The sequence below is a fragment of the Grimontia kaedaensis genome (assembly GCF_023746615.1).
Classification (GTDB): Bacteria; Pseudomonadota; Gammaproteobacteria; order Enterobacterales; family Vibrionaceae; genus Enterovibrio; species Enterovibrio kaedaensis.
Genome location: NZ_CP082275.1, coordinates 1780318 through 1800136 on the forward strand (window position 1 = coordinate 1780318; position 19819 = coordinate 1800136).

The window sequence follows — 19819 nt, forward strand, 5'->3', positions numbered from 1 at the left end:
AAAGAAAATCCCGGTATCAGAACCGGGATTTTGAAGAAGGGCAGTGAAGGTTTATTTTTCTGCCATCGCCAATTGGAATTCGTTCGACTGTTTGCGGATCCAACGAAGGCGAATGCCGAGCATAATCGCTGCCGATGTCAGGCCAATGATGATGCCTACCCAGAAGCCGTAAGCACCCATTGGTTCAACGATCAAATCTGTCATACCGAGAATGTAGCCAATCGGCACGCCCAGTATCCAGTAAGCGATGAAGGTACGAATGAAGATAGCCCCCATGTCTTTATATCCTCTAAGCGCACCGGCAGCGACGACCTGGATAGCGTCCATACACTGGTAGACCGCGGCGAGTAGCATAAGGTTAGCTGCCATAAGCACAACTTCAGGGTTACTGTTGTAAAGCAGAATTATCGGCTCGCGGAATATTACGGTCAGTGTGGCTGTCACCATGGCGGTTGTCAGTCCAATCAATATGCCGAGCTTGGCTGCTCTTGCAGCGCCTTCTGTCGATTTTTCACCCAGTTGGTGACTGACGCGAATACTGACTGCTGTCGCCAAACTCATCGGTAGCATGAACACCATAGAGGCAAAGTTCATCGCAATTTGGTGTGCGGCGACAATGATAGAGCCCAGTGGTGAAATCAGGAGTGCAATACCGGCGAACATGGTGACTTCAAAGAATATCGACGCTGCGACGGGTAAGCCCATCTTGAAGATACGTTTGAGTGCAGAAATGTCTGGAGCAGTGAAGCTGGTAAATGCATTGATAGCCTTCAGTCGTTTGTTGACCAAGACATAAACAAACATGGCTATCAGCATCAGCCAATAGACAATAGTGGTTGCCACACCACAACCGACAGCACCAAGCGCGGGAGCACCAAATTTGCCGTAAACAAAAATCCAATTCAACGGCACATTGGCGGCAAGGCCAATAAAGCCAATGATCATTGCTGGAACGGTGAGTGATATACCTTCCGCTAAGTTACGTAGTACTTGGAAGAGCAAGAATGCTGGTACGGCCAAGATAACGGCATAGAGATAACCGATGGTTTTCTCAGTCAAAGCTTCTTCAACATTCATGTAGTTGATGATATGGCTGGCGTTGTAAAGCAAAAGTCCAATAGGAACCGATAGTAAGATAGCCAGATAGATGCCTTGCTGAACCTGAAATGGGATTTTGTTTTGCCGACCAGAGCCATTTAATTGTGCGATGATGGGTACCATCGCTATCAAAATACCAATGCCAAAAAGAATTGAAGGAAGCCAGATGCTGGTAGCGACAGCTACTGCAGCCATATCAGTTGCGCTGACGCCGCCTGCCATCACGGTATCGACAAAGCTCATTGAAGTTTGCGCTAGCTGCGCAATGAAGACAGGGATCCCCAATTTAATGATGGATTTGGCTTCCAGGCGATAGTTTTGCACCTATGACTCCGGAAAGAAAAGTGAGGCTGAAAAAGGAGTTGTATTATACGTTTGCATTGTAAAGCGACAATGGATACTTTTGGGAATTCGCTAAAATTTAGTGTTTTGTTTGCATCACAGTTAATACAGCCAGATGCTGTTAACAGGAATAGTTATGTTTACAGGTATTGTTCAAACCACCGCAGAAATCGTTCAGATAGAAAAAAAGAGAGATTTTCAGAGCCATGCGCTTCATATGAACGATGTGATGCGCAAAGGATTGGAAATTGGCGCTTCAGTTGCGCACAACGGTTGCTGTTTGACCGTGACAAAAATCGACAGCGACGTGGTTTGGTTCGATTTGATGCAGGCTACACTGGCGCTGACTAACCTTGGTAGCATCCAGGAAGGCGATAGAGTAAACCTTGAGCGTGCGGCTAAGTTTGGTGATGAAATTGGCGGTCACTCTATGTCTGGCCACATAATGTGTACAGCCGAAGTGGTTGATGTCATTGAGTCAGAGAACAATCGCCAGGTGTGGTTTGAGGTGCCGGCAAATATCTCCAAGTATGTTTTTGACAAGGGCTACATTGGCATTGATGGTATCAGTCTGACCATCGGTGCCGTTGAAGATAACCGTTTCTGCGTGAACTTGATCCCTGAAACACTGCAGAGAACCAATATGGGATGGCGAGCGAAAGGGGATATGGTGAACATTGAGGTTGACCCACAAACGCAGGCGGTGGTTGATACCGTTGAGAGGGTACTTGCTGCGAAACAAGCTTAAGTCTTGTTCAGTGATTGCTGAAAAATGAAAAAGCCAGCTACAGCTGGCTTTTCTTATATCGACTGCCTGAAAATTTTAGAAAATCTGCTCGTCGTCAGCATCTACGAATAAGTTGATGGTTTTGTGCTGAGAGTCGATGATGAGATTCAAATGAATAGCGTTACAGCATGCCGGACAATCGTCATAAAATTCCTGATCACCGCCGCTGGTATCCAAAGTAATGCGAATCCTATGTCCACAGTGCGGACAATCGATCCCTCTTTCAGTAAAATTTTGCATGTTCAACTCCCTATCTGAACTGCGAGCCTATTACATGACGATGCAAAGATAGCTGTTTCTTGAATCGCCCATGTGTTCCCATTTTAAGAACCTAAGAATGTTTGCTCAGTGAAATAAGAAAAAAGTATGACCGCACACCGAAAATCGCTTCGAATTATTAGCTTAAGAAATGGTATGTAACAGATGTATCCGGTGCTCTGGTTGGGATACGTGCGAAATTATTACAGAGTGTGAATGAGGGTTGCGAACTGTGAATGACGTTCAAGAAGGAAATGAAACAACAGGGCAAAACTCGACACTTTGCCCTCATATTAGAGATTAAGCCCCCAGCATTTCCGGGCTTAATTCGTCTAGCGAGTTAAGTTTCACGTCGCTGATCACCCAACGATCCTGTGCCGCAACCTTATGTTCTGGCACGACAATTGCGCGCATCTGAGCCGCTTTTGCTGCCAAAAGGCCAGTGAAAGAATCTTCTAACGCAATACAGTTTTGAGGGGCAATCCTTAAGCTCTCCGCAGCATTTAAATATACTTCTGGGTGAGGCTTACCATATTTAAGGTGTTCAGCAGAGTGGCACTGCTCAAACCACGAAGCGATACCCAACGCTTCTAAAGAAGCATTGATGAGCTTCATGGGAGAAGAAGATGCCAATGCAATACGAAGATTCGCCTCTTTACAGAGTGTTAGCGCGTGCATCACCCCTGGCTTCATGGGTTTATGAATAGAAACTAGCTCAATCACTTTGTCGAGGATCATATCGCACACTTCATCACAAGAAGGGCCTTCCCAACCTTGAGTGTTGTAATAGTGCTTAACAATCTGATCTATGCGAATGCCCGTGGTATCAATGGTGTCCTGGCGGGTGATTTTTACCCCCAGACTTTGAAAAACTGTAAGTTCAGCATCTTGCCAAAAGGGTTCTGAATCAACCAAAAGGCCGTCCATATCGAAAATAGCTGCTTGGATCATAAAGGTTCCTTAAAACGAAAAAAGGCGCCAAAGCGCCTTATTTTGACTGATGATTTCGTTACAGGAAAATCAATTCAGCTCTAGTTTGTTGATCAGTGCCTCGGTTTCTGCCAAATAAGGACCACCGAACAATAGGCAATGATTCAGCATGTGGTAAAGGTTGTAGATGTCTTTACGTTCTTCAAAGCCCTCATCAAGAGGCCACACTTCTTCATACCCTTCATAAAACTCATCGGGGAATCCGCCAAAGAGATAGGTCATCGCAATGTCTACTTCACGATCTCCCCAATAACAGGCAGGGTCGTAAACTATCGGACCATTCATGGTTGATGAGGCATTGCCCTTCCATAAATCGCCATGCACTAAGCTTGCCTTTGGCTGATGGCCATTGAGTCGTTCTTTCACTGCTTCAACAATACTTTCCACATCCCCAAATGACATGCCTTTTTCTTCTGCTAACTGAAGTTGAAAGCCGATGCGGTGATCAGCGAAAAAGTTTGCCCATTTTCGGTGCCAGCTATTTCGTTGCTCTGTAGTACCAATAAAGTTATCTATATCGAAGCCATATTCCAACTGCTCGCCCCATTTGTGAAGACTGGCGAGATCTTTACCCAAAAGGTAGGCATTTTCAGTGTCGAGTTGCTTCATGGGAATATAATCAAGCACCAACACTGATTTCTCTTTGATAATGCCAAGATATATCACCTGCGGGATAGATACTTCGCCGCTGTTTGCCAAATGCCGAAGGCTCTCGGCTTCGGCTTCGAAAACGGGCAAGTTGTCTCGTGAATTCACTTTCACAAAGAAGCGCATATTTCCACTTGCAATGGCGTAACACTCGTTGATGTCACCACCATCTATTGGCGTCTTTTCCTCGACTTCAAACTGCTGACCCAGAGCGAGCGAAAGCTGAACTGAGAGCGAATGCCACATGAGTGCACCTCTTCATGACGATGAAAATTGGTGTGATAACAAAATAGTAGTGCAATTCAGAGAGAGTGATATGTGTCTAATCCCACAATTTGTATCGGTTTTTCAAATTTTGGTGGAAATAAGACAAGGCCCCGTAAAACCGGGGCGTTAGAGAATGAAATACGGCCTTAAAAGCTGGGCAACAACTTGTTTGGCATGTATTTGTTGTGATTGGCTTCCAGAAGATGGGCGTTTGCTTTCTCTATATCTGGCGCGAAGTATCTGTCTTTGTCATAGAAGGTGACATGACTTCTTAGTTCTGCCTTGATTTGTTCCAGGCGTTGAGAGGTTTTCAGGGGTGCTCGGAAATCCAAGCCCTGGCATGCGGCGAGCAACTCTACCGCGAGAATGCCGCGAGTGTTATCTGCCATCTCCGCAAGACGACGCCCTGCGAATGTCGCCATCGACACGTGGTCTTCCTGATTGGCCGATGTTGGAAGGCTATCTACAGATGCGGGGTGTGCCAGCGTTTTATTTTCACTAGCCAACGCCGCAGAGGTTACCTGTGCGATCATAAAGCCGCTGTTTACACCGCCATTGTCGACAAGAAACGGAGGAAGCTTGCTCAAGCCGCTATCGATAAGCAGTGCCATACGTCTTTCAGACAAACTGCCGATTTCAGCAATTGCTAATGCAAGGTTATCGGCAGCCATGGCAACGGGCTCGGCGTGGAAATTACCACCTGAAATGATGTCACCATCATCGCAGAACACCAGTGGGTTGTCTGACACTGAGTTTGCTTCAATTTCGAGGACATCTGCGGCGTGTCGGATTTGCTGAAGGCATGCGCCCATGACCTGAGGTTGGCAGCGCAGAGAATATGGGTCCTGCACTTTTTCGCAGACTTGGTGGCTGTCGCCAATGTCGCTGTTCTGTTCTAAGAGGTGTCGGTATGCTTCTGCAGCATCCATTTGTGCGCGATGCCCACGAACGCGGTGAATACGTGGGTCGAATGGACGGCGACTGCCTAAAGCTGCTTCAACGGAAAGCGCACCACAAGCTGTTGCTGATGCGAAAAGGTCTTCTGCGGCAAACAGCCCTTCCAAAGCAAACGCGGTTGAAGCTTGTGTGCCATTCAACAGTGCCAAACCCTCTTTAGGGCCGAGTGTGATAGGGTCCAAACCGGCAATTTTCAGTGCCATTGCTCCGGAGATGACTTCTCCTTTGTGTCTTGCCTGGCCTTCGCCCAATAGAACCGTACTCATGTGGGCGAGGGGAGCCAAATCACCCGATGCGCCTACGGAGCCTTTCTTGGGAATGCAGGGGAAAACTTCCGCATTAATGAGCTTTGCCAGGGCTTCCACAACCGAATAGCGGATACCGGAATAACCACGGGCAAGACTTGAGATTTTCAAAACCATCATCAAGCGAACAGTAGCATCATTCATGAAATCGCCAATACCAGCAGCATGAGAAAGCACTATCGAACGTTGCAGAGTTTCGAGATCTTCCAGTTCGATACGGGTATTGGCGAGTAAGCCAAAACCCGTATTGATGCCATAAACCACACGTCCTTCGTCGAGTACACTGGCAACGGTATCAACACTTTCCTGCATGGTCTCGGCGACGCCGTTGGCAAACTGAACCTGTGTGGGCTCACGGCTGACAAGGCGAAGATCTCTGAGTGTTAGCGCACCCGGAATGAGCGTTAGTGTATTCATTGTTATTAGCTCCTTACTGCTTGACTGGAACGTTTGGAATGTCGAGCAAAGGTAAGTCAAGTTGTTGTTCTTCCGCGCAGTTTATCGCGATATCGTATCCGGCATCTGCATGGCGCATAACACCGGTGGCAGGATCGTTGTGCAAGACGCGCCCAACACGTTTCGCTGCCTCGTCTGTACCGTCACACACGATCACCACACCAGAGTGTTGCGAGAAGCCCATGCCTACGCCGCCGCCATGGTGCAGTGACACCCAGGTTGCTCCCGAAGCGGTATTAAGCAGCGCATTGAGCAGGGGCCAATCTGATACAGCATCAGAGCCGTCCATCATACCTTCAGTTTCTCTATTTGGACTTGCAACTGAGCCTGAGTCCAAGTGGTCTCTGCCGATGACGACCGGTGCTTTCAGTTCGCCATTTTTCACCATTTCGTTAAAGGCCAATCCAAGGCGTGCGCGGTCTTTCAGTCCCACCCAACAAATACGGGCGGGTAAACCCTGGAATTGAATGCGCTCGCGGGCCATATCTAGCCAGTTATGAAGATGTGGATTGTCTGGAATCAGCTCTTTGACTTTCTGGTCGGTTTTATAAATATCCTCCGGATCGCCAGAGAGTGCAGCCCAGCGGAAGGGGCCGATGCCCTGACAGAAAAGAGGACGGATGTACGCCGGCACAAAACCCGGAAAATCGAATGCGTTTTCGACGCCTTTTTCGAGAGCCATTTGGCGGATGTTGTTGCCGTAGTCCAGCGTCGCTGCACCTCGTGATTGCAGGGTCAGCATGGCTTTGACCTGTTCTGCCATAGACGCTTTGGCGGCTTCAACCACCGCAGCCTCGTCGGCTTTGCGCTTTTCTGCCGCATCTTCCATGGTCCAGCCTTGCGGTAAGTATCCATTTAGCGGATCGTGCGCTGACGTTTGATCGGTCACTACATCGGGTGTAATGCCACGCTCAACAAGCTGCGCGAAGATATCAGCTGCATTACCAAGCAGACCAATAGAGAGAGGCTTGTTGTCATCGATTGATTGTTGAAGGATGGAAAGCGCTTCATCCAAATCTGTGGCTTTTTTGTCAACGTATCCGGTTCGAAGGCGGTAATCGATTCGGCTTTCATCACATTCAACGGCGATCATAGAGAACCCTGCCATGGTTGCTGCCAATGGCTGCGCACCACCCATGCCGCCAAGACCACCGGTCAGTACCCAACGACCTTTCGCTTCACCACCAAAGTGTTTCTTGGCAACAGCCACAAAGGTTTCATAGGTACCTTGAACAATGCCTTGTGAGCCAATGTAGATCCAGCTTCCTGCCGTCATTTGACCGTACATGGCTAAACCTTGTTTATCGAGCTCGTTGAAGTGCTCCCAGTTTGCCCAGTGGGGTACCAGATTGGAGTTGGCAATCAATACCCGTGGCGCATCTTTATGAGTGGGGAAGACACCAACAGGTTTGCCGGATTGAACCAGAAGAGTTTGATCGTCCTCCAGACGGCTCAGTACCTCTACGATTTTGTCATAGCACTGCCAGTTTCTCGCTGCGCGCCCAATACCGCCATAAACCACGAGGGCGTGAGGGTGTTCGGCCACGTCAGGGTGCAGGTTGTTCATCAGCATTCGAAGCGGCGCTTCAGTCAGCCAAGATTTTGCAGTTAGTTTGGTTCCTGTCGGCGCTTTGATCGTGCGCGACAGATCGAGACGTGGGTCGCTCATTGTTTCACTCCTTGTGTATTAGCAAGGCTGCGGGAAATCGTCCAAACCAGACGGGCAGCAAGTCGAGATGTGTGGTTATCAATGTCATAACGCGGATTTAGCTCTGCGATATCAGCAATCTTGAGCTTGGGGTGGCCATCTTTATTCACTGTTTCAGCAATGGTTCTAATGAGACGCTCCACCAGTAGATATTCAACACCATGCACAGCAGGTGCGCTAACACCCGGCGCTGTCGCTGCTGGGAAAACATCTAAGTCGATAGTCAGGTAGATGGCATCCATTCCTGCGATAAAGGTGTTTAGTTGGTCTTCGATGTATGCATAAGAGGATGTGGTAAAGTCTGAATCTTCAACCACCAATACGTTGAGCTCGCGGGCCTTGTTAAACAATGCCTGAGTGTTACTGGCACGGCTTACGCCAAGACAGGCATAGTGGAAAGGCCAATTGCGGTTGTGGCAGAAATCGGCGATTTGTGAAAATGGGGTGCCAGAACTGCCGTTCTGGGCATTACCTACAGGCGTTCGGAGATCAAAATGTGCATCAAAATTAATGATGCCGATCTTGGGTGCCTCAGCAGGATTTTTCTGTATGAAGTGGTTCGCTAAACCCTGAAACGTGCCCCAAGCAACTTCATGTCCGCCACCCAGAATAAAGGGGAAGTGTTTTTGTCGCATGGCCTCACTGATATTGTCTGCCAGTTGTTTTTGCGCTTTGGACAAGTCGTGGTCATCGCAACACACATCGCCATTATCGAAGAAACAGAGTGATTCATGGTGCCAAGGTAAGTTAGCCAACATCCTTCGAATTTCGGTTGGCGCAGAGTACGCGCCAACGCGTCCTTTATTGCGGGACACACCTTCATCGCTGGCAAAACCTATTATCATGCAGCCGGGCTCTGTTGCTTTATCAGCGCTTTGTACTTTTTGGTGAAAGCGATATCCGCTCTCGCCGTCTTCAGAGTCTGTCCGGCCATGCCAGACGCTCATATCAATCGTCATTGGCTTCGACTCCTTTCAGGTAACGTGCATGCAATGGCGAAAGACCTATCTGGTAACTGAGCTGTGCTGGAGACGTTAAATCCCAAACTGCAAAGTCAGCATCAAACCCAGAGGCTATTTGACCTTTTGCACGCAGTCCTAATGCTTGTGCAGCATGACGGGTTACACCATAAAGATTTTCTTTCGGTGTCAGCCCAAACAGGGTACAGGCCATGTTCATCATAAGTGTTAGGCTGGCGAACGGTGATGTGCCGGGGTTGAAGTCAGTGGCAATTGCCATGGGAACCTTGTGCTGGCGAAGCCACTCGATCGGTGGTTTCTGAGTTTCACGCAGAAAATAGAAAGCGCCAGGAAGGAGAGTTGCGATGGTGCCATTCTCCGCCAGAGTTTTAACCCCTTCTTCGTTCAAGTACTCGATGTGGTCGACAGAGAGTGCACCCATCTCGGCAGCTAGCGCACTGCCCCCGAGATCAGAGAGCTGCTCGGTATGGCCTTTAACTTCCAGCCCATGAGCTCGTGCGGCGTCGAAGACTTTTGCCATTTGCGCGGGGGAGAAGCCAATGCCTTCGCAGAACACATCAACCGCATCAGCAAGTTTTAACTCTGCTGCTGCTGGTATCATTTCCTTGCACACCAATGAGATATAACCGTCGCTGTTGTCTTTAAACTCTGGCGGCAGAGTGTGAGCACCAAGTAGAGTGGTCGAGATGTTCACATCGATCTCTTGATCAAGGGTTTTCGCCGCTTTTAGCATCTTGAGTTCATGCTCGACCGTCAGACCGTATCCACTTTTTACTTCAATGGTTGTTACGCCGTCACGCATCAAAGCCTTGGCACGTGGAAGCGCCAAAGATACCAGTTCTTCTATGGAAGCTTCGCGGGTCGCTTTGACAGTAGAGAGAATGCCACCACCGTTTTTAGCGATTTGTTCGTAGGGAACACCTTGCAAGCGTTGTTCAAACTCACCAGAGCGGTCGCCGGCAAAAATGATGTGGGTATGCGCGTCGATAAGACCTGGCGTAACCAGACGGTTTTCAACTGAAACCTTGTCATATCCATCTGTTGACAGGTTTTCACCAATAGCGACGATGCGGCCATTTTCAACCGCAATCATTTGGTTATCGCGTACTTGGTACCCATCACTTTGGCTGACGTCTGTATCCATTGAAACAAGACGACAATCCGTGAACATCTTCTTCATTTTTGCTGTGCTCTTTATTTGTATATATAAATGTATAGACAATTAAAAAGGCGATGACAAGATCTGTTGTTATGAAATTGTGATGGCGGGTGTAAAGCTCAGCGGCCAACTTAGTGTAAGCCCGCTGAAAGTAAGGAAGTGTACTTCGGTTAAAGTTCTGCGCGAGCGCTGAGTTTGTAGCGGTTACCAGGGTGGTAGAGAAGGGCTGCACTGACCAATTGGTTCTCGCTCCAGGTGCGGCGATGAAGTAAAAGGCACGGCTGGGTGGTTTCTATTTGAAGAAGCTTTGCGATATGTACAGGAGGAAGAATGGCCTCTACGGTATGTTCAATAGTTCCCAACGGGCAGTTTGATACGAGGTATTGGTTGGGTGTGATAGCCGAAAAGTCTTGTTTTAAATAGTCAGGGGCAAATGCGGGATTTACCCATCTCAATTCAACTTGAATCGGTACTTCATCCGCAAAATGTACGATTTCGCTTTTGAAAACATCGCTACCTAGCATAATACCGAGACGCATTGCCACATCTTCCGGAGCACGTATCTTTCTTAAGGATATGATTTCACTGTGATGTGCTTGACCGCGCCCTGATATTTCTTCTGCGATATTGCGGATATCCATCAGCGGACTTTCCGCTTTGCGCTGGCATACAAACGTGCCTAAACGAGGGGTTCGTTCTAGCCAACCCTCATTGACTAAATCTCTTACCGCTTTGTTTACCGTCATTCTACTGACCGAAAACTGCTCACAAAGCTCTGCTTCTGTTGGCACTTTTGCGCCAACTGGCCATTCCTGTGATTCAATTTTCTCAATCAGGAAGTCTTTAATCTGCTGGAAGCGGGGAGATTTCGGCATAGGTACTCTGATTTATATTGGTATATACAATTAATCATTGATGAAGTCTGACTGAAAATCAAGGATGGTAGTTTGGGAGTCGGATGGTGCGCATAAATCAGGCTACTTGTCTTATCTTTTGTTATGGCTTTGATTTAACACTGAACGGTAAGATTTCTGTCTCAATTCATTCATCTGGTTAATTCAGAATTCGCCCCTACGGTGAACAACCCTAATTTTATACCCAAACAACCTGAAGGAAGTGGCACATGAAGAACATCGTTAAGTTGGGTTTGGTTTTTTCTGTGTTGGCAGCAGGTTCCGCTGTCGCTTCGAATGACTATACATTGGGTCCACGTCCATTATTTCTCGTTGCGGATATGGATGAAGGTGAGTTGAAATCAAAACTAGAAAAATGTCTGGATGACAAGCCAAAGAAAAGTGACTTCTCAATTGGCCACCGAGGTGCAGCATTGATGTTCCCGGAGCACACAAAAGAGTCTTATATGGCTGCGGCCAAAATGGGCGCAGGTGTGTTGGAATGCGATGTAACTTTCACTAAGGACAAAGAGCTAGTTTGTCGGCATTCCCAGAATGATCTGCACACCACGACTGACGTGTTAGCGCATCCGGATCTCGCCGCGAAATGCAGCGTGCCGTTTACACCAGCAAATCCAGCAAAGGGCGAAAAAGCGAGGGTTGAATGTCGCACCACCGATTTCACACTCGCGGAATTTAAACGCCTCAAAGGCAAAATGGATGGCGCAAACCCGATGGCGACAACACCGGAAGCGTATATGGCTGGTACGCCAGGTTGGCGTACCGATCTCTACGCGAGTCGCGGCACATTGATGACACACGCTGAAAGTATTGAACTGTTTAAAGCACTTGATGTGAAAATGACACCTGAGTTGAAAAGCGCGACTGTCGATATGCCATATGATGGATTAACACAGCAAGGCTATGCCCAAAAGATGATAGAAGAGTACAAAGAGGCGGGAGTAAAACCTTCAAACGTTTTTATCCAATCTTTCAACCTTGATGACGTGAAGTACTGGATTTCCGCTGAGCCAAAGTTCGGTGAGCAAGCAGTTTTCTTAGACGCCCGTATGTATAAAAACAAATTGTGGGAGCCGACTCTAGCAGACATGAAAGCGCTGAAGAGCGCGGGTGTTGAGTTTATCGCACCACCATTGTTTGCCTTGGTAACGTTGAGCAGTGAAGGTGAAATTGTTCCTTCGGACTATGCGAAAATGGCCAAAGAGGCTGATTTGGGCATGATCGCTTGGACGTTAGAACGCTCTGGTTCTCTTGGTAATGGTGGAGGGTGGTATTATCGGTCTGTGAAAGAAGCCATCGACAACGACGGTGATGTATTCAACTTACTGGATGTATTGGCTCAGGGTGTTGGTGTTGTTGGCGTCTTTTCTGACTGGCCGGCTACGACGACTTTCTACGCAAACTGCATGGGCTTATGATAAAAAGAGGCCTCAAAGACGGGAGTCTCTGAGGCCTAAGCTACAGCATTGCAACATCACTAACCCATTACGTGATGTTTTTCTGTTCAGTTCACTTCTAGCTCTTCATTTTCTCTTGAGAGTTCTGCCAACTTCATGGCGAATTGTACATAAGCCCTTCGTTCTTCTTGAGTGAGGTGCCTGTTGATAGCGAGAAAAGCAATGAAGCTGTCAATAATGGGCTCCAAAGGATCTTGAACATTTGTGTCGCATTCCAAGTATCTTGGCAGTAGCTTTTGCATCTGACTTAAAAGGCCTGGCTCGAGAACAATGGTCTTGTCCATTTGCTCTGCGTGATTGAGAGCAGCTGCCACTTTATCCAGGATCTGGTTCTCTATGTCTGTGACTGTAGGCTTGCAATGCTCTTGGAGCAGCTGACTATAGAATTGTTTGTGGTGATCTGGCACTTGCTCATGAATATCTGCGTGAACGGCTAGTGTGGTCAACAGGACAGAGAAGGCAACAAAAAATACAACAATTGGCATGCGAAGAGACTTTTTTCTTTATTGGATTGCATTGGTATGTTCATCATCCTGTTTTGAGAGCGAATGACCATCTCTTTGGAAGGGAATTTAGTTTCAAATTGTTTGAAGGAACGAACTTTGGACTGAAGATCTCTTCCCTGTAGAAAAGTCATTGCTGTGCAACGGGAATTCTGTCGCATTATATACCCAAACAACCTGAAGGTGCATGACTCAGCGAAATTGACTGGCGTTGTGATCGAGGCGTTCCTTTGCAGGTGTAGTCATCTCCATCAAAAAGGAACAACAAAGAGCACGGCGTCAGTCAACTCGCCCGAAGGGAGGCCTTCAATGCGCCCACTTCTTCGTTAAATTTTACGGAAATAGAATGACTATTCCTCGCGGAGTTTGCCTCGAATTGAACGCATTGATGACCTCTGAATGCGAGCATCTTCAGGTTGTTTGGGTACACCGCAATGAAATAACGAGAATTTACCGGTGTTTACCCATTCAACTCTGAGTGGAATAGGCTCCATCTTGTCCCATTGCCCGATAATCTTGCCGTTTTCTATCTGGAAAATATCGAATACTGCCATCTTTGGAAACCACCAGCAGCAAAGCCTAGGAGTTCAGGTTCCCATGTCCTGTTGCTAAATCGAACTTAGATATTCTTGCCTGGAAAGAAGCCAAACTTTTTTGAGAGATTGAACTTGCGATTGGAAGGTTTGCCTTCAAAGGATCAACAGCCCGGTTTCTTACCAGCACTTCATAGTGAAGATGAGGACCCGTCAATCGGCCCGTAGCACCAGAAAGCGCAATTTTCTGGCCGCGTTCTACACGTTGTCCGCGTTTCACCAATATTTTATGCAAATGTAGATAGCGAGTTTTGTAAACGCTGTTGTGCTCAATAACCAAATACTTCCCGGCATAAGGGTGATTACGCACGCTAACTACTTTGCCGTCTCCTGTTGAGTAAACAGGCGCACCAACCGGTGTAGCAAAGTCAGTACCATTGTGCGGTGTTACCCGCCCGGTAACTGGGTGCTTTCGTTTCGGGTTAAAGGCAGAGGTAATCCGGCGATACTTTTTATCGATAGGGTAGCGATTGAAAGCACGTTCAAGGCTGTTTCCATTTCTATCGTAAAATCGACCATCATCTGCAAGAAATGCTGCGATTTCTCGGTTACTGAGGTTAAATGAAATGGCTTGGATTTGATTATTTCCCGTTGGATGATCGCCAAGGAACTGCTTGTTGACGAGGATATTGAAACTGTCTCCGGCACGAAGTGAGCGGGTGAAATCCAGTTTGTCCTTCAACACATTTGTGATGTTTGCTATTTGGTTTGGATTAAGGCCGACTTTGTGTGCGGATAGAGAAAAACTACCGTCTACTGTTCCTGAATAAAGAACTTCTCTCCACTCGCTTGGCATCTCGATAAATTTATAGATGAACCCTCCTTCATCGTCCAAGGTATAGGTGGCTTGTTCTACCAGGCTAATGTGATAGCTCAGTTTTTGGAGAGTCATCGCTTCTCTTAACACGGTGAAACTTAGGTGATCGCCCGGTTTAATAGTATCGAGTTGAAGGTGTGGCTCATCCGCCGCCAGGATTTCCAGCAATGCGCTGTAAGGTAATTGCAGAGATGAGAATATCTCGCTGAGTGTATCGCCAACTTTAACGACGTAATCTATCTTTTGTGCTTTAGGCGTCTCAGCTGGCTCAGTTTCACTTTCGACAGCGTCTGTTTGAACGGTTAGTGGTAGCTCAGTTTTTTTATCTGGTGTTGGTTCTGTCGCCTCTATAGATTTTTCGTCAGCGTCTGGGATGAAAAAGGCAAGCGTGAAGGCAAAAACTGCTGTGAGAAGGGCGATAAGTTTAAAGTGTTTCATTACCAATGCTAAAGGTTTATCGTTTGTTATGTTATAACATAACATCTCTTGCGGTCTCATTCGATAGTAAATAGCACCCTTTGACCCGCGGTGCATTTGATTGACTGTGACACTGTCACGATTTAAACAGTGGAAAAAAAGTGACAGTGGGAGGGCACTTCATTGGTTGCGTTATTCCACCACATCGTTACAATCCTCTATCGATTCGGGTTCAGACATTTTGATTTGTAACAAAATTGGACCCATAAAAATCATTCATTCTCTTGCATTTATCGCTCTCTCAGCTGAATGCAAAAAATCCAAACAAGTGTTACTTCGTGTGTAACACCACTGTAAATAGGACAATATAATGCCTGTAATTACTCTTCCTGACGGTAGTCAACGTTCATTTGATAACCCAGTTTCCACTTACGACGTCGCAGCTGACATCGGTCCTGGTCTTGCAAAAGCCTGTATCGCGGGTCGTGTTAATGGTCAGCGTGTAGACGCATGCGACCTGATTGAAAACGACGCAAATCTGGAAATCATCACTGCAAGAGACGAAGACGGTCTTGAGATCATTCGCCACTCTTGTGCTCACCTGCTGGGTCATGCGATAAAGCAGCTTTTTCCTGACGTGAAAATGGCGATCGGTCCAACCATCGACAGCGGTTTCTATTACGACGTTGACCTTGACCGTTCTCTGACTCAAGAAGACCTGGATGCGATTGAAAAGCGCATGAAGGATTTGGCGAAAACCAAATACCAGGTCATCAAGAAGAACGTGAGCTGGCAGGAAGCGCGTGATGCTTTTGAATCACGTGGCGAACCGTACAAGATGGAAATTCTGGATGAAAACGTATCTCGCGATGATCGTCCAGGTCTTTACCATCACGAAGAATACATCGACATGTGTCGTGGTCCGCACGTACCGCACATGGGTTTCTGCCAAAACTTTAAAATCCTGAACGTTGCTGGTGCATACTGGCGCGGTAACAGCGATAACAAGATGCTGCAACGTATCTACGGCACGGCTTTCAACGATAAGAAAGAGCTGAAAGCGCACCTGCAGCGCTTGGAAGAAGCAGCGAAGCGTGATCACCGTAAACTAGGTAAGCAACTTGACCTTTACCACATGCAACAAGAAGCACCGGGTATGGTGTTCTGGCATCACAACGGTTGGGTTATCTTCCGTGAGTTGGAAACCTTCGTTCGTGCAAAACTGAACGAATATGATTATCAGGAAGTGAAAGGCCCATTGATCATGGACCGTGTTCTTTGGGAACGTTCAGGTCACTGGGATAAGTACTCTGAGTACATGTTCACCACACAATCTGAGAGCCGTGATTACGCACTGAAGCCGATGAACTGTCCTGGCCACGTGCAGATCTTTAATCAGGGTCTGAAATCTTACCGTGACTTGCCGCTGCGTATGGCAGAGTTTGGCAGCTGTCACCGTAACGAGCCATCAGGCGCTCTGCATGGGCTGATGCGTGTTCGTGGCTTCACCCAAGATGATGCACACATCTTCTGTACTCCAGAACAAGTTCAACAAGAAGTGACTTCTTGTATCAAGATGGTTTACGACACTTACCAGACTTTCGGCTTTGACGAAATCGTGGTGAAGCTGTCTACCCGTCCTGAAATGCGTGTAGGTTCTGATGAAATGTGGGACCGCGCTGAGAAAGCACTGGCTGAAGCACTGGAATCTATGGACATTAAGTTCGAGATTCTGGAAGGCGAGGGTGCGTTCTACGGTCCTAAGATTGAATTTACTTTGCATGACTGTTTGGATCGTGCGTGGCAGTGTGGTACTGTGCAGCTCGATTTTGCTCTGCCTGAGCGTTTGGGCGCAACGTACGTTGGTGAAGACAACGAACGTCACACCCCAGTAATGATTCACCGTGCGATTCTGGGTTCACTGGAACGTTTTATCGGTATTCTGATTGAAGAATACGCGGGTCATTTCCCAAGCTGGTTAGCTCCTCAACAAGCTGTAGTGATGAACATTACCGACAATCAAGCGGAATATGTTCAGGAAGTAGCGAAAAAACTGCAAAAAGCAGGATTTAGAGCGTCTGCGGACTTGAGAAACGAGAAGATTGGCTTTAAAATCCGCGAACACACTTTGAAGCGCGTACCTTATATGTTGGTTTGTGGCGACCAGGAAATGGAAGCTGGCGAAATCGCGGTACGTACACGCAAAGGTAAAGACTTGGGTAAATATAAAATTGACGAATTCGTTTCTCTGCTCGAGAACGAAGTTCGCACCCGAACTCTTAATATTTTGGAGGATTAAGGTATTAAAGGCGCAAGAAAAGTCCCGGCTAAACAAAATGCTCACCGTCTTAACGAAGAACTTCGTGGTCTGCGTGAAGTACGTCTGACTGGTATTGATGGTGATCAGCTTGGTATTGTTTCATATGATGAAGCGATTAAAGCGGCAGAAGATGCTGGTGTTGATCTGGTAGAAATTAGCCCTAATGCCGAGCCGCCAGTATGTCGTGTGATGGACTATGGTAAGTTCATCTACGAAAAGAGTAAGGCTGCGAAAGAGCAGAAGAAAAAGCAAAAGATTGTCCAGATCAAGGAAGTTAAATTCCGTCCTGGAACCGATATTGGCGACTATCAGGTAAAACTACGCAACCTGGTTCGCTTTATTGAAGAGGGTAACAAGGTCAAGGTTACAATCCGTTTCCGTGGTCGCGAAATGGCGCACCAGGATATCGGTGTTGACGTTCTGAACCGACTGAAGGAAGACACTGCTGAAATCGCTTCAGTAGAAAGTTTCCCTTCAAGAATTGAAGGTCGTCAAATGATCATGGTTCTTGCCCCTAAGAAGAAGTAATTTCGGCATACAAGTAACGAGAGGCTATGCCTTCGGGCATAGCCTCTTTGTTCGCCAAATTACACTGTTATTAATTGCATACAATGCGGAGTTATTCATCATGCCTAAGATGAAAGCAAACAAAGGCGCTGCTAAGCGTTTCAAGAAAACTGGTGGCGGTTTCAAGTTCAAGCACGCAACTAAGCGTCACATCCTGACTAAGCGTACTACTAAGAACAAACGTCAACTGCGTCCTAACTCAATTCTGCCTAAGTGCGAAATGGGTGCAGTTGCGCGTATGCTTCCATACGCATAATTTTCTTAGTATTTTTAACGAATTAGTTTAGGAGAGACATAATGCCTCGCGTAAAACGTGGTGTACAAGCTCGTGCACGTCATAAGAAAGTTCTGAAACAAGCTAAAGGTTACTACGGTGCACGTTCACGTGTTTACCGCGTAGCTTTCCAAGCAGTAACCAAAGCTGGTCAATACGCTTACCGTGACCGTCGTCAGAAGAAACGTCAATTCCGTCAACTGTGGATTGCACGTATCAACGCTGCGGCTCGTCAAAATGGTATGTCTTACAGCCGTTTCATCAACGGTCTGAAGAAAGCGTCTATCGAAATCGATCGTAAGATCCTGGCTGATATCGCTGTATTCGACAAAGCTGCATTCTCTGTTCTGGTAGAGAAAGCGAAAGCTGCTCTGTAATTTATTACAGAATAGACTTTGTGAGAAAGGGGAGCTTCGGCTCCCCTTTTTCTATTCTAAATCCCGACAGTTAATTCGCTGTGCAAGATGGAATTAACTCCCAAGGCGAGTTTTCGTAAAGCCCCGGTATTTGCTGGGTAGTCCACCATTTAGCGATGTAGTTATCTCCCCGATACGCGACAACACTGCCTTCGGCATATATTGTATATACATTCCAATCGTCTTTGGGGCAAAAGGTCAGTGGCTCAGGATTTTTCATCCAATCAATGATTTCAATGTGGCTGACAAAACGTACTTCAGATTTTGATAATGCGTACTCGATAAATTTGGAGAGGGCAGCTTGGCGGCTTTGGGTGTCTGAACCCGGCATTCCAAACTGTTCTTGTCCATTCACCAGCCCATAGAAGCCGGAATGTAACCCCAAAACCAAAGGTGCTCTGTTTCCTTTTAAACGTAAATCCAGGTTATAGGCATAAATAGCAAATACCTCGTCTCCGGATAGTCCTGCAGCACCCCAGGCAGGCTCGGAGTATAGGTTCCAGTCGAAGTTGTCACCTTTGCCAGATTCAAGGTCAAACCAGGGCACGTGCTTGGCAATCTTGTCCCTCAAGGAATAATCAATGCCATATTCCGACGTCAGGTTATCGGGTGGCACGATCAGAGTGTGTGCAGGAACTTCCCACAAACCTGGATAGTTGGCGATCTGCGGTTTCCAACCACCATTAACGGCAAGATCATGTTCTGGGCTTCCGTTCTCAAGAGTGTATGGCCAGTAATTATTGGTTCCGTCATGAGTGGGTGTTATGCCCGCAGGAAAACTGACGTCGTATGCTACGCCGTTTTGAATGACTGCCTTTAGCGTGTTGTCATTGTAGGTAAGAAAAGGCGCTCGGAAGCCATGTGCTTTTTCAATACCTATACCGCCTTCTTCGACAGCAGAGGTGAGAAACTGATTACAGAGCGTCACTTCTTGCTGCCAAGCTTCTTGAGTCATCCAATTGTCTAAGGGATTCCAGTTCACCTTGTCATCCGGGTGTGTTTCGGTGTGGCTTCCAATGTCATGGCCCGCTTGGTGGGCGCGTCGCCATAAGTTCAAAACGTCTTCGTTTTCCCTTGATTGGCCGCAAAGCATAAAGAATGATGCGGTAAGATTGCGATTAGCATGTTTGTCCATGCCATTCGGATTTTTATGACTGGCCAGGGTATCGAGAACCCACTTAAGACCTTCTACGTCGTTATTATCATCAAAGCCTAGTGAGACGAACATAGGCGTTTTTGCAGTATCAATCGGTGATGATTGAGAGGGTGGGTAAGCATTTTCCATTGCGAGTACTTGTGCTGACATAACTATTGGAAGAAAAAGCGAGTAACTGGTTTTTTTACCCACAAGGTGCCAACTGAATTTTGCCATTGTATTGTCCTATTTTTAGGTTCGACGTTATTGAATGTGAGCAAGAGCTCATCAACTAGAAAATACATACTCGAGCCTGATTTCTACGACATCTTGCACGTGCTGTTATCAAAATTTGACTGTGACGATAGCGAAGGCTGTAAGTTGCATTCAGAACCGAACAGATATTGGTATTTGATCGCACTAAGTGCTGAATCAATAAGCAATTTTCTGA

19 protein-coding genes are annotated in these 19819 nt (G+C 47.0%); 6 read left to right on the top strand and 13 right to left on the bottom strand.

The window, feature by feature from the left end:
• Nucleotides 1–51: 51 nt before the first annotated feature.
• Nucleotides 52–1422, bottom strand: a complete 1371-nt coding sequence (locus K6Q96_RS08160; protein WP_251879391.1) for an MATE family efflux transporter — start codon at nucleotides 1420–1422, stop codon at nucleotides 52–54.
• 154 nt (nucleotides 1423–1576) lie between these two features.
• Between K6Q96_RS08160 and K6Q96_RS08165 the strand changes: the two genes are divergently transcribed.
• Complete coding sequence (locus tag K6Q96_RS08165) at nucleotides 1577–2188, top strand: riboflavin synthase subunit alpha (RefSeq protein WP_251879392.1); 612 nt, start codon at nucleotides 1577–1579, stop codon at nucleotides 2186–2188.
• 75 nt (nucleotides 2189–2263) lie between these two features.
• Here the strand turns inward: K6Q96_RS08165 and K6Q96_RS08170 are convergent, their stop codons facing one another.
• From K6Q96_RS08170 to hutC, 8 genes are all read right to left on the bottom strand, one after another.
• Nucleotides 2264–2467, bottom strand: coding sequence for a CPXCG motif-containing cysteine-rich protein (locus K6Q96_RS08170; RefSeq protein ID WP_062661675.1), 204 nt, complete (start codon nucleotides 2465–2467; stop codon nucleotides 2264–2266).
• Between the two features lie 318 nt (nucleotides 2468–2785).
• A complete protein-coding gene (gene hxpB, locus K6Q96_RS08175; protein WP_251879395.1) occupies nucleotides 2786–3436 on the bottom strand; it encodes a hexitol phosphatase HxpB in 651 nt (216 codons plus the stop codon).
• Nucleotides 3437–3505: 69 nt separating this feature from the next.
• Nucleotides 3506–4369: a fructosamine kinase family protein gene (locus tag K6Q96_RS08180; RefSeq protein WP_251879396.1), complete on the bottom strand. Its 864-nt coding sequence runs from the start codon at nucleotides 4367–4369 to the stop codon at nucleotides 3506–3508.
• A 167-nt stretch (nucleotides 4370–4536) separates the two neighbouring features.
• The gene (gene hutH / locus K6Q96_RS08185; protein ID WP_251879398.1) at nucleotides 4537–6069 is read right to left on the bottom strand and encodes a histidine ammonia-lyase; all 1533 of its coding nucleotides are present in this window, start codon (nucleotides 6067–6069) and stop codon (nucleotides 4537–4539) included.
• Between the two features lie 13 nt (nucleotides 6070–6082).
• A complete protein-coding gene (gene hutU / locus K6Q96_RS08190; protein WP_251879400.1) occupies nucleotides 6083–7777 on the bottom strand; it encodes a urocanate hydratase in 1695 nt (564 codons plus the stop codon).
• A complete protein-coding gene (hutG, locus tag K6Q96_RS08195) occupies nucleotides 7774–8775 on the bottom strand; it encodes a formimidoylglutamase (RefSeq protein WP_251879401.1) in 1002 nt (333 codons plus the stop codon). The genes hutU and hutG overlap by 4 nt, the downstream gene beginning before the upstream one ends.
• Nucleotides 8765–9976 (bottom strand): imidazolonepropionase, encoded by a 1212-nt coding sequence (hutI, locus tag K6Q96_RS08200; RefSeq protein ID WP_251879403.1) that lies wholly within the window; start codon nucleotides 9974–9976, stop codon nucleotides 8765–8767. Before hutI ends, hutG begins: the two co-directional genes overlap by 11 nt.
• Before the next feature lie 149 nt (nucleotides 9977–10125).
• Nucleotides 10126–10830: a histidine utilization transcriptional repressor HutC gene (gene hutC, locus K6Q96_RS08205; protein WP_251879405.1), complete on the bottom strand. Its 705-nt coding sequence runs from the start codon at nucleotides 10828–10830 to the stop codon at nucleotides 10126–10128.
• A 248-nt stretch (nucleotides 10831–11078) separates the two neighbouring features.
• Here hutC and K6Q96_RS08210 point away from each other — a divergent pair, with 248 nt between their 5' ends.
• Nucleotides 11079–12287, top strand: a complete 1209-nt coding sequence (locus K6Q96_RS08210) for a glycerophosphodiester phosphodiesterase family protein (RefSeq protein ID WP_251879407.1) — start codon at nucleotides 11079–11081, stop codon at nucleotides 12285–12287.
• An 86-nt stretch (nucleotides 12288–12373) separates the two neighbouring features.
• Here the strand turns inward: K6Q96_RS08210 and K6Q96_RS08215 are convergent, their stop codons facing one another.
• The 3 genes from K6Q96_RS08215 to K6Q96_RS08225 form a co-directional block, all read right to left on the bottom strand.
• On the bottom strand, nucleotides 12374–12811 hold the full coding sequence (locus tag K6Q96_RS08215) for a hypothetical protein (RefSeq protein WP_251879409.1): 438 nt from the start codon (nucleotides 12809–12811) through the stop codon (nucleotides 12374–12376).
• 368 nt (nucleotides 12812–13179) lie between these two features.
• Complete coding sequence (locus K6Q96_RS08220; protein WP_251879411.1) at nucleotides 13180–13383, bottom strand: hypothetical protein; 204 nt, start codon at nucleotides 13381–13383, stop codon at nucleotides 13180–13182.
• A 25-nt stretch (nucleotides 13384–13408) separates the two neighbouring features.
• Nucleotides 13409–14677 (bottom strand): peptidoglycan DD-metalloendopeptidase family protein, encoded by a 1269-nt coding sequence (locus K6Q96_RS08225; RefSeq protein ID WP_251879412.1) that lies wholly within the window; start codon nucleotides 14675–14677, stop codon nucleotides 13409–13411.
• Nucleotides 14678–15026: 349 nt separating this feature from the next.
• Here K6Q96_RS08225 and thrS point away from each other — a divergent pair, with 349 nt between their 5' ends.
• From thrS to rplT, 4 genes are all read left to right on the top strand, one after another.
• On the top strand, nucleotides 15027–16955 hold the full coding sequence (gene thrS, locus K6Q96_RS08230) for a threonine--tRNA ligase (protein WP_251879414.1): 1929 nt from the start codon (nucleotides 15027–15029) through the stop codon (nucleotides 16953–16955).
• Nucleotides 16956–16958: 3 nt separating this feature from the next.
• Nucleotides 16959–17504 carry a translation initiation factor IF-3 gene (gene infC, locus K6Q96_RS08235; RefSeq protein WP_082111321.1) on the top strand — a complete coding sequence of 182 codons (546 nt, stop codon included), beginning with the start codon at nucleotides 16959–16961 and terminating at the stop codon, nucleotides 17502–17504.
• Between the two features lie 100 nt (nucleotides 17505–17604).
• Nucleotides 17605–17799: a 50S ribosomal protein L35 gene (gene rpmI, locus K6Q96_RS08240; protein ID WP_002540100.1), complete on the top strand. Its 195-nt coding sequence runs from the start codon at nucleotides 17605–17607 to the stop codon at nucleotides 17797–17799.
• Nucleotides 17800–17840: 41 nt separating this feature from the next.
• Entirely contained in the window at nucleotides 17841–18194 is a 354-nt protein-coding gene (rplT, locus tag K6Q96_RS08245; RefSeq protein ID WP_002540099.1) for a 50S ribosomal protein L20, read from the top strand.
• Nucleotides 18195–18264: 70 nt separating this feature from the next.
• Here the strand turns inward: rplT and K6Q96_RS08250 are convergent, their stop codons facing one another.
• Nucleotides 18265–19605, bottom strand: coding sequence for a polysaccharide deacetylase family protein (locus K6Q96_RS08250; protein WP_251879416.1), 1341 nt, complete (start codon nucleotides 19603–19605; stop codon nucleotides 18265–18267).
• Nucleotides 19606–19819: the final 214 nt, after the last annotated feature.